The 10,630-nt window shown below is 31.6% G+C and carries 9 protein-coding genes and 2 pseudogenes; 4 read left to right on the top strand and 7 right to left on the bottom strand.

What is annotated here, in order from left to right; genetic code table 11:
• Together ACJAX4_RS18230 and ACJAX4_RS18225 are read right to left on the bottom strand one after the other, a co-directional pair.
• On the bottom strand, positions 1-1,159 hold a 1,159-nt coding region (locus tag ACJAX4_RS18230; RefSeq protein WP_435790873.1), incomplete at its 3' end, for a DUF4158 domain-containing protein.
• Positions 1,160-1,462: 303 nt separating this feature from the next.
• Positions 1,463-1,786: a Fic/DOC family N-terminal domain-containing protein gene (locus ACJAX4_RS18225; protein WP_435790872.1), complete on the bottom strand. Its 324-nt coding sequence runs from the start codon at positions 1,784-1,786 to the stop codon at positions 1,463-1,465.
• A 653-nt stretch (positions 1,787-2,439) separates the two neighbouring features.
• On the opposite strand from ACJAX4_RS18225, the gene ACJAX4_RS18220 reads away from it, so the two are divergent.
• The 4 genes from ACJAX4_RS18220 (at position 2,440) to ACJAX4_RS18205 (ending at position 5,434) form a co-directional block, all read left to right on the top strand.
• On the top strand, positions 2,440-3,345 hold the full coding sequence (locus tag ACJAX4_RS18220) for a sensor histidine kinase (protein ID WP_435790871.1): 906 nt from the start codon (positions 2,440-2,442) through the stop codon (positions 3,343-3,345).
• Positions 3,346-3,691: 346 nt separating this feature from the next.
• Positions 3,692-3,859, top strand: coding sequence for a Spo0E family sporulation regulatory protein-aspartic acid phosphatase (locus tag ACJAX4_RS18215; protein ID WP_435790870.1), 168 nt, complete (start codon positions 3,692-3,694; stop codon positions 3,857-3,859).
• A 281-nt stretch (positions 3,860-4,140) separates the two neighbouring features.
• Positions 4,141-4,698: a hypothetical protein gene (locus ACJAX4_RS18210; protein ID WP_435790869.1), complete on the top strand. Its 558-nt coding sequence runs from the start codon at positions 4,141-4,143 to the stop codon at positions 4,696-4,698.
• 1 nt (position 4,699) lies between these two features.
• Entirely contained in the window at positions 4,700-5,434 is a 735-nt protein-coding gene (locus ACJAX4_RS18205; protein WP_435790868.1) for a class I SAM-dependent methyltransferase, read from the top strand.
• Between the two features lie 163 nt (positions 5,435-5,597).
• Here ACJAX4_RS18205 and ACJAX4_RS18200 read toward each other — a convergent pair whose 3' ends face one another.
• From ACJAX4_RS18200 to ACJAX4_RS18180, 5 genes and pseudogenes are all read right to left on the bottom strand, one after another.
• Positions 5,598-6,158, bottom strand: a complete 561-nt coding sequence (locus tag ACJAX4_RS18200; protein WP_435790867.1) for a GNAT family N-acetyltransferase — start codon at positions 6,156-6,158, stop codon at positions 5,598-5,600.
• A gap of 288 nt (positions 6,159-6,446) precedes the next feature.
• Positions 6,447-6,733 (bottom strand): annotated as a pseudogene (locus ACJAX4_RS18195) (nitroreductase family protein); the annotation flags it as partial.
• A gap of 60 nt (positions 6,734-6,793) precedes the next feature.
• Positions 6,794-7,296: pseudogene (locus tag ACJAX4_RS18190) on the bottom strand (chloramphenicol acetyltransferase); the annotation flags it as partial.
• Positions 7,297-7,366: 70 nt separating this feature from the next.
• Positions 7,367-8,104: a DUF362 domain-containing protein gene (locus ACJAX4_RS18185; RefSeq protein WP_435790866.1), complete on the bottom strand. Its 738-nt coding sequence runs from the start codon at positions 8,102-8,104 to the stop codon at positions 7,367-7,369.
• 248 nt (positions 8,105-8,352) lie between these two features.
• Positions 8,353-10,566: a Tn3 family transposase gene (locus ACJAX4_RS18180; protein WP_435790865.1), complete on the bottom strand. Its 2,214-nt coding sequence runs from the start codon at positions 10,564-10,566 to the stop codon at positions 8,353-8,355.
• Between the last annotated feature and the right edge of the window lie 64 nt (positions 10,567-10,630).

Raw genomic sequence — 10,630 nt, 5'->3', positions numbered from 1 at the left:
ACCTAAAGAGTTCTTTGTACTCAACAGTCTGATCTATTGGTCTCGTAAGAGTATCTATCATTCCAATGGCCAATTTTAACCGTTCTTTGGGTATGCTTGAAAATATGGTTTTTCGTATTGTTTCATCGGGTACATTTTCATCCAACAACAACAAACAAGCTCTACTGAGTTCCCGTGCTGAGCTATCCAGATCTTTCAAAGATCGTAGTCTTTCTTTTTCTCCTTTTCTGTTTGCACCATTGAATAAAGTTAAAAAATATCGTTCCATATAATCGATGATATCATCTTGAGAACTGGTAGTATATGTTATAGCGAACGCAACTAATGTTGCTATGCGACGTTCATCTGGCATCCTTTCAATGGTTTGAGCTCTAGCAATTGAAGCATACCGGGATAAAACAGATATTCTTCCTATAGGTATTCTGGATATGTTCCATTGATAAGCTCCTATTGAATAAATCGTTTTAAATCGTTCAATTGCTTTTAAAAATCCAATAGGAGACTCATGTGTTACAGACTGTCTAAGCATTTCTAAACCAGTTTTATTTTTAGCATCTACTATAAGCAATTTTTCAAGTATTTTTCGTTGATTAGCATCCGGAAGAGAAGCTAGTTTATGCCATAACCTTGAGGTTGCACGTTCACGAATTTGAGATATAAGCCTTTCTAAAACTGTAGCACCAGGTAATAATATTTTTTGTTCTATGAACCTGGCCATCGTAAGGTCAAAAACAACACTTGGACGTTCAGGTGCTAACCAGAAATGATTATATAGCCAACGGACTAGCATAAAATGGTGAGGCTGTTCTGTGAAATCATGGTAACCATATGCTTGACATATTTCTCGTGTATGATCCCATCTGCTTTCACTATAACTATATTTCTCCAGATTATTCTCACTTAATTCTAACTGTTGAGATACATAGTGAATAATATTAGAAGGTATTTTTAGTGGATTTGGCAAAAAAGTACCAAGGAACCTTACTGTCCCAAGCTGTATTGCAAAACCAATTCTATTATAATCGCCCATATGACTATATGCAGCTTTTTTGTCGGTATCATCAAGTAAAAAATAAACTGCTAATTGCTCATTTGTAGGCTCATCAATAAAATTTCCATATCTATTTCTTTGTTCTTTTGTTAAAAATTCAACAGGCATTATCTACTCCTAAATTACACTTTGGCAATCTAACGCAATAAATATTCTACTAAATTCTTCAAACACTTGATATATAACTGTTTTAAAAATCCTATGACAATAAAATACAAGTATTATGATTATATCTCACATAATATAAATTTTATCATATTTTACTAACAATGTTAAGTGGGTAAAAGGTGTGATGATCGAAATGATTGGCAAAATTTCAAATTTTGTTGTATTAGCGATACTGTGATGTATATTGAAATCACTTAGGAAGAATATATAGTACTTAATTTAAGTTTAAATTTATGAATATCATTATTTTCTGTGCTTATACCGGTTTTCTGTTCCATTACTACACAACCCCCAACTTACAACCTCTTTAGCTGCTGGGTTTTTATACCCTTTCTGTGACATTGCTCTAAATAATTCATCATGAGTTGTAATTATATTTTCAATTTCCGAACTATCCTTTGCCTCGTTAATAGTTACCGCATTTATAAGTATATTCTTATTAGGTATTGTATCTGCATAGCCCTTAAGTTCCGCTAATGCCCTATGAGAACGTGAAAGCTGCTTTAATACTCTATTTGTTTCAAGTGTGACGTGTGGTGGTAAATCTTTTACTATAGTTTCAGTCATTATTATTCACCTTCTTTATGTTCAGTATATAGGAAACTTTTCTCATATCAATAGAACGTAGGCAAAAAATCAAAAAAATTGCTCGCGTTAACACAACGTGAGCAATTTTTTCTCATGTTAAAAATAATTAGAATAATAGATTTTTAAAAAATAAAAGACAAAAATTTCTTCTCACCTAAGGCAATCTTTAGCACACTTCTTTTAGTTGTTATAATACATTCAATGTAACAAGTCAATACATATGTTACATTCAAAACGAAAAAAATAAGGAATGAGCAATACGACCAATGTGAATGTAACTCAATTAGTATTGTGTTACTTTCACAATATCAATATACACTTAAATCAAGTACCCCATATTATTGATAGGGGGTACTTGCGATGAAATATATGAAGATTGTGTCTTAACCATGTAATTATTTATTACAGTTATAGCTGCTCCTTCATTGCTTTAACTTTTCTTGTATAAATTTGTTATATTGTAATCTATAAAATATTCAAAATGTTGTACTAATGGTACTGAAAATCATATAAAAATGACATAATATATGGTAATATATAGTAAAATAATTATATTATACACATGTGTAATGCATTTATTTTAAAATAATAAAACATAATAAGGGAGTATACTAAAAAAATGGGGGTTTATCATGGAGTGTGCTTATAATAATGGAATGGTAGAAGAAACAGTATCAGCTAGGGAAATTATTAAAGAACAAAATAACGAGATTAAACAACTAAAGGAACAATTGAAAGATATGGAAAAAGCAATGAAAGCGCAGGAAGAATTCATCGTGGATATATCCCATGAACTAAAAACACCTCTAAATGTTCTTTCTGCTACGGTACAATTATTTAATATGCAATACAATAGTGGTTCATTAGACAAAATTAAGGGTTCAATTTCTAAATATATTAACTCAATGAAACAAAATTGCTATAGATTATCCAAACTTATTAATAACATAGTTGATTCATCGAAAATTGAAACAGGATTCTTTGAAGTGCACTTATCAAATAACAATATAGTCGAAGTAGTAGAAGATATAATTATATCTGTAACTAATCTTACTGAGATTAAAGGGGTAAATATTATTTTTGATACTGATACAGAAGAAAAAATAATAGCTTGTGATTCAGAGAAGATTGAGAGGGTAGTATTAAATCTTATATCAAATGCGATAAAATTCTCAGATAAAGGTGATGAAATATTTATTAATGTTAAAGATAAGGACAAATTTGTTGAAATATCAGTAGAGGACAAGGGTATTGGCATTGAAGAAAAAAACCTAGGTACAATATTTGATAGATTTAAACAGGTAGATAAATCACTATCAAGAAATGCAGAAGGCACAGGTATAGGACTAAGTTTAGTTAAGTCAATTGTAGAATTACACTGTGGACACATCTATGCTGAAAGTGAAGTTGGGAAGGGGAGTAAGTTTACATTTAAGCTCCCTTCAATAAATATAACTAATGAAAATGTGATACATTGCAACAAAATATCAAGCAAAAATGAAAGTATAAAAGTGGAACTTTCAGATATTCATTTGTAATTTTATAGTAGATAACATTTTTATTAAACGTCGCAAGCGATAAAGGTTGTGGCGTTTTTATCTGTGACAAAATATTTTATAATCACGACTTATAATATATATATGGGTTGTTTAAGAAATGATTCAAAAAAGGTAGAACAAAATGAACCATATGCTTTTTCATTTTGTTCTACCCTTGTGGCTATGTCAATATTCAGGAAAAAAAGATAAAGAATAAAGGTACTCGAAAGGGTGTCTTTTATATTACATTAAAGTATAGGTGCCTTAGAGTTATTTGTAGAAATATACAGTTTTATTCCACAATATCCCTCCTTTCATTATAATTAATAATGAAAGGAGGGATATTATGACACAATTAGAAGAAATAATACAAAAGATTGAAGAACTCAGGGCTTTAATGTATCAGTTAATGAATGAAAGTGGCGCGTTAACTGACCCCAAATTAGTAGTACTTAGCCAAAAGCTAGATAAGCTACTAAATGAACACAATAAATTATTAAACCAAAGTAAATAATTTATTGTATCAAAATCAATTAAGGAGCCCTTGGGCTCCTTTTTATACTAAAATTAATTTGTATTTATAGTTGGGGTAGCGCCAACATTTCCGACAAAACCCCCTCTAAGACATAAAACGGATAAATATTTTATAATTCACCCACTCTAAGAAATAGTGATCTATAGTGAACAATGGATGAAAGACAAAGGAATCCGTCTTTTTCATTGGACATTAGAGAATATGTATAATATAATAAGAATTACACGTTGCGCAACATGTGTTGCGAGAAGGGAGCAAATATGCCACCTATAGTAAAGATAAATAGAGATATGGTAGTTCATGCAGGCTTTGAACTGATTAGAGAACAGGGAATTGGCTGTTTAAATGCAAGAAGTATTGCATTTAAACTAAACTGTTCAGCAAAACCATTGTTTAGATTATATAAAAATATGGATGCTTGTAAAGCTGATATTATGATGGAAGTTGATAATTTTTATAGTGCTTTTATGCACCATCATATAAAACCATATGATCAATTATTAACAATCAGTCTAGCATATGCAGAACTGGCACAAACTGAACACAATTTATTTCAAGCATTGTTTGTATCAAATACAAATGCAGGATGGAGTATTGCAGATGTGTTGGCAGCTGAATGGAATCAAGATGTTATTGAACAGACAATGATTCGATATAATATTTCCAGAATATGTTCAGAAAAACTATTCCGTGATACATGGCTATATACACATGGAGTTGCAACACAAATATATGGAAATGCTATAGTATTAAACACAGAAGAGATAAAACAATTAATTACACATGCAATTAATTGTTTTATGAAGGGAGAATCTTAAAATGGAAGAAAAAAAGATGGAAGAATTAGATAGTATTAAGGCATGGCTTGAAGAAACAAAAGATACAAAGTTGGAGGAAATGGATCAGTTCTTTGCAGGACGAGTTGATGATTATGAAGAACATATGTCTCCATGGAAAGAATATTATAAATGGATGGCGCAGATTATTCCAGAAGAGGCAAAAGAACTGTTGGATATTGGATGCGGAACTGGACTGGAGCTAGATAATATTTTTGAGAGATTTCCTGACATTAAAGTAAAATGTATAGATTTAGCAAAGTCTATGTTGAATGAACTTGCAAGAAAGCATGCAGACAAGAATCTTTCATTGATTTGCGAAAATTATTTTGTTGCACCTTTTGGAAAGGAATGTTTTGATGTAGCAGTATCTTTTGAAACGTTACATCATTTTAAACCAGAAAAGAAAATTCTCATATTCAAAAAACTATATGATAGTTTGAGAGATGGTGGCTGTTATATTGAATGTGATTATATTGTAAAATCGCAAGAAGAAGAGGATTTATTGTTTGCTGAATGTGACCGTAGAAAAGATCGAGATAGGATTCCAGAAGATGTGTTTGTACATTTTGATACACCTTTAACACTGAAACATGAAATTAACTTAATGAAACAAGCAGGGTTTGAAAAAGTTGACTTGATGGGAAACGAAGGAGATAATAATACGCAAATGATTGTTGCCACTAAGAATTTAACAAGGGTTAACGAATTAGCGTAATTTGTAGTTGTATTAAGTCACAATATTCATATATTATTGTGCGACAAGAGTGGCAGTGCTCTTGTTGGTGAATAATACATGAAAATTGTCATTGAATAATAATATATCAATAATTCATACTACATGAATACTTTTTTGATGAGGAAAATTTTAATTCTACAGTTTATTCTCTGTCTAATGGAATAAATGAATACATTTTTAAATCACCTGGATTTCCATCTTCATTCAAATTTAATGCTCGTCCACGTAATGTTCCTTCTAAAAACATACCAGCCTTCTCCATTACTCTAGCAGAAGCCTTGTTTTCAATATTACATACCCCTTCAATTCTATAATATCCAACTTCTTTAATTAAAAAGTCAATAATTTTATTCAGTGCTTCAGTCATATAGCCATGCCCTTCTGTTTTATCACTTGCTACATATTCAATTTCTGCAAGTCGCTTACTTATATCTGAATTACAAACAAATATACATCCAACAAATTTCTGTGTTACTTTTTCTTCGATAACCCAGAAAAAATAATATTCTTTTGAGTAGCTATTTATAATATTTTCAACATAAGTATTAGCTTCATTAATAGCTGCTACATAATTCCAATCTAAAAAATATAAACGTTCTTTATTTCCTAGTATCTCCCTATAAATATTATTAGCATCATTTAATGAAATCCGTTTCAAAGACAACCTTTCTGTTTCCAAATATTTTGTTCCTATTGAATTCATTTTATAAACCTCCTTTAATTGTCTAATGTATATAATGCATTTTTTTATGATTGTGAATCAACTTACAAGTAAAGTATATCAATATATATCATATGTCACTATTACTTAGAGTAAATTTTTAAAATTATCTATTAAAACAGTTTTTATAAGAAGTGGCAAATTTAAGTTAATAAAAAAACTTAAATTATTACATAATATTGGAAGTGGCCCATTTTTACATGAATGGTTGCCGTACCCCAATAAGGCACATTCAAATAAATAACAATTCAGTATGCTGCCCTATTATTTCTACCAATTTTCATAATGTATTAGTTCTTCAAGTTCCTTTCGCCTTTAGGTGTTTCATTTGCATAACCAAGAGTGATAATACCAACTACATATTTATCAGCAGGTATATTTAAAATTGGTCTGATTTCTTCTTGAGTAAACCAAGCAACCCAACAGGTACCTAATCCTAAGTTATAAGCTTCCAGTAGTATATATCCTATGGAAATTGATGTATCTCTGATTATCTGTTTAAGTTCTTCTTGTGGACTATCTTCATTTAATGATACATTTGCATCTGCTTCTATTCTGCAAAAGGCATGATGTGCCTGAACAGACAGAGGTAATTTAATTTTCCCGCTTTCCTCAAAGTATTTACCCCATGATATTCTTGGAATACTATCAACAGGGTTCATCTGAATTGGGTGAGTTATATTAGTAAATGAAATCCAAGGAATACTTGTGATATATAAAAGGTCATCACGCCCTGGTTCATCTAATATACTTACATTATTTTTTGATTTTTCAATTTCTTTGATGTGTTAGTTTTAAAATCATTAAATCCATCTTTGAATTTTACTGTACAAAAACTAAATACATCACTTTCAGTCATTACCGTAAAAGAAGGACTTACAATTTCATGTTCAAGAACCTTATCTTCTCTTATCCTAAATCGGAATTCTTTTATGCTATTTGCTGTTTTTGTGGAAGCATATAACATGGATATAAAAAATGGGCTTTCCTGCTCTTTAATATATCTATAAAACCTTGTAATATCAAGATTCCCGCAAATATTAAAATGAGGGTAATTAAGTTGTTTAAAATAATTATAGTGGTCTTTTCTCTTCCAGTTTTCTATATCTATAAACTTCATTAGTATATCACCCTCCGTAAAATTCTAAATGTCTATATTGTACAAGTCATAAAGATTTCGAACTAAATAATTACCTTATTTCAAGCCTTTTTAAGTATTCTGGAACTTCATGATAACTAAATAAATTATGTAAAACATGCAAGTCAAGTTCTATACCATCATTGCTAATTAAAGTTTCCTCATACATAAATTCTCCTTTAATTTCATCCATAACCAAGCCCCCATTTATAAAAAAATTAAATGGAGAATACTCTTGAATTGCACGAAATATATTTGAAACAGACTTATGAAGGTCTATGTGTACACGAGGTCTCCAATCAACATTCTTGTCATCTATTTGGTACATACGTCTTGGAACAGCCCCAACAAATAGTTTACCGTTATTTGAAAATAACATTTGTTGGCGTTTTGATGTAGCAGGAATACCTATTCTTACTCCATAATTTCTTAAACATTTAGGCAAATAATGTTTCTCACCATCTATGTTGAATTCTTCTACTTCTTCAAAATCTAAATTGATTACATTTACATTATACTTATTAATAATTTCTGCTAAACCTTCTTGTTCTAAATTCTTTCTTAAATACCCATTTGCACTTTCAACAATTGTACAATTACCATTATTTGAATATACGTACTGTATTATTTGTGGAAGTAATTTACTATCAGTTCTTGGATGTCCTTGTTTAGCGGGACGTGCTAAATTAATTTTAATTAATACTGACCCATTAATACTAATTGCATTTTTAACGCCAACCTTATCTAAACAAGAGAATAATTCATTTTGGTTTTTTGCACTTAATATCATTGTAACTCCCCACCCTTTTAATATTGAGTATTTTATAACAAATAAAATGACAGTTAAGGCACAATATTTTACAGATGCGTCTTAATATCAAGTAATATTATACCCCTACTGATAAGCTCCTTATAGTTTTAGATTTATCTACTTATTGTCTCATATGGTATTTATAGAACGTTTTATAACCTTGTGATACTATATAAAGCGTTGATATTTGGTGGTTGTGTAGCAATGGGACAGAAACGGCAATAGAATTACTGTTTCTTACCAAATAGTTTTTTATCCATTGGTTGCAATGGTCTCAGCTTACCAGATAATATTTCTTTTGCTAGGTCAAATGAATAATGCCCTACAATATTTATATGATCATAGCCAAGAGGAGAAAGTCGTTTTACATCATCTAAATTCACGATATACCCTGCATTTCGAATAGAATCTAATGCTTTTTCCATATAGACTGTATTCCAGAGGATAATAGCGTTTGTAACTAACCCTAATGTATTTAATTGATCTTCCTGACCTTCACGGTGAGGTTGATGAATCTCTCCTTTCTTGCCATATACAACGATTCTTTTAAGCCCATTTTCCGATTCTCCTCCGAATTCGCCCATTGCACGACCAAGCATAGTTGGCTTCCCGCCTCTTTGTAACATTTTTATAAGATTTGTAGGATTTATGGTTCCAAGTTTAAGTGAACCAGCGACCCTAAGCATATCATCCCAGGACTTAATTATAAGGTCTTCACGTAATTTGTTTTTAGATAGACTATTCAATACACCATAGTCTGCATTTGGATCAAATCGCCAAAGCCTTGTACTTCCTATATCAGCAAGACGTGGGCTAAAACGATAACCCAATAATGCAAATAATCCAAATATAATATCACTGTATCCGGCGGTATCTGTCATTATTTCACGAGGTTTAGACGTTGTCTGTTGACCTAAAACCAATTCAAGTAAATATAAGGAATCACGGATAGTTCCTGTAATAACAAGTTTATTTAGTCCAGCAAATTGGTCACTGATAAGATCATAACTTGTTATGCCACGTCCAATGCCGAAATATCGTGGGTTTGGACCTGCATAAATAGTTTTTGGTGGTACAACAAATCTAATTCCATCTGCAGACGCAACATCCCCTCCACCCCACGATTTAGCCAAAGTCATCTTAGAGATATGATCAGCAAGAACAGCATTTGCCTGCGTAATTGTCTCGCTGCGAAAATAGTTTTGTTCAACCCATGTTAATCTGTCATATTCCAGTGCAGGTATTCCTGGCTGAACTACGGGTCCAAGTCCGATATTACATGCCTTGGCTATGAAAATAGCACATATGCTAACAGACAAATCTTTGATTCTAGAATTACCTTGGCTTATATGAGTAAATTGGTCTGTAAATCTGGTTAATGCAGTTATCTCCATTAATAATCCTGGTAAATCTGTATTGGGCATTAGAGATTCAACCTGCTTTTTCAACAATACTAAAGACTTTGGCTCTTCAAGTCGGTTAATGTGTGAGAGAACAATCTTTTCCTTACCTTTAATCATCTCAACTCGAACGTCTGGATTATCATCCCAATTTTTAATTGTATTTTTGAATGCAATATCCAAGTTTTTCTTTAATGGATTCAATGATTCATCCGCATTCGCCGACCAACCTAATGTGCTTAATACCTTACTTTTAACACTTTCCCAAGCTTGTCCCTGTAAAAGTTTGCTTCTTGGATCATTGTATCTATCACTTTTTTCTCGATAGATATCATAATTTTTAATACCTTCAAGCATTTTTTCTATTGCCCAGAAAGTATAAGGACAAGAGCTTATCATATCCCCTTTTAAAAAAACTCTTTTCCAACTTGCTGAAATTCCCTCAGTAGGCGCATTTACAAATTTATTTTTTCCAGTCTTTGACTCAACTTTCGAAAGAAAATCCCATGCAGCAAGAGCAGGTTGTCCTGCTGCTGATGCCCTAAATTTAATAGTGGCTAAAAGTGCTGGAAGAAATCTACGAATGGAAGTATAATACCTAAAGAGTTCTTTGTACTCAACAGTCTGATCTATTGGTCTCGTAAGAGTATCTATCATTCCAATGGCCAATTTTAACCGTTCTTTGGGTATGCTTGAAAATATGGTTTTTCGTATTGTTTCATCAGGTACCTTTTCATCCAACAACAACAAACAAGCTTTACTTAATTCCCGTGCTGAGCTGTCCAGATCTTTCAAAGAGCGTAGTCTTTCTTTTTCTCCTTTTCTGTTTGCACCATTGAATAAAGTTGAAAAATATCGTTCCATATAGTCGATGATATCATCTTGGGAACTGGTAGTATATGTTATAGCGAACGCAACTAATGTTGCTATGCGACGTTCATCTGGCATCCTTTTAATGGTTTGAGCTCTAGCAATTGAAGCATACCGGGATAAAACAGATATTCTTCCTATAGGTATTCTAGATATGTTCGTAAGCGACAAATAACTCGTCACCTATAATAATAATTAAAATAATGTAATAATACTCCTATGATGATGAGGAGGT

The sequence above is a fragment of the Clostridium sp. genome, from assembly GCF_051278035.1.
In the GTDB taxonomy this organism is placed as follows: domain Bacteria; phylum Bacillota; class Clostridia; order Clostridiales; family Clostridiaceae; genus Clostridium_AD.
Note: the sequence above shows the minus strand (reverse complement) of the source record. Positions and strands in the feature narration are given on the sequence as shown.

Bases quoted from the DNA above. Each gene is read 5' to 3' on its own strand.
- ACJAX4_RS18225 (WP_435790872.1), bottom strand. From the start codon at position 1,786: ATGACTGAAACTATAGTAAAAGATTTACCACCACACGTCACACTTGAA.
- ACJAX4_RS18220 (WP_435790871.1), top strand. From the start codon at position 2,440: ATGGAGTGTGCTTATAATAATGGAATGGTAGAAGAAACAGTATCAGCT.
- ACJAX4_RS18215 (WP_435790870.1), top strand. From the start codon at position 3,692: ATGACACAATTAGAAGAAATAATACAAAAGATTGAAGAACTCAGGGCT.
- ACJAX4_RS18210 (WP_435790869.1), top strand. From the start codon at position 4,141: ATGCCACCTATAGTAAAGATAAATAGAGATATGGTAGTTCATGCAGGC.
- ACJAX4_RS18205 (WP_435790868.1), top strand. From the start codon at position 4,700: ATGGAAGAAAAAAAGATGGAAGAATTAGATAGTATTAAGGCATGGCTT.
- ACJAX4_RS18200 (WP_435790867.1), bottom strand. From the start codon at position 6,158: ATGAATTCAATAGGAACAAAATATTTGGAAACAGAAAGGTTGTCTTTG.
- ACJAX4_RS18185 (WP_435790866.1), bottom strand. From the start codon at position 8,104: ATGATATTAAGTGCAAAAAACCAAAATGAATTATTCTCTTGTTTAGAT.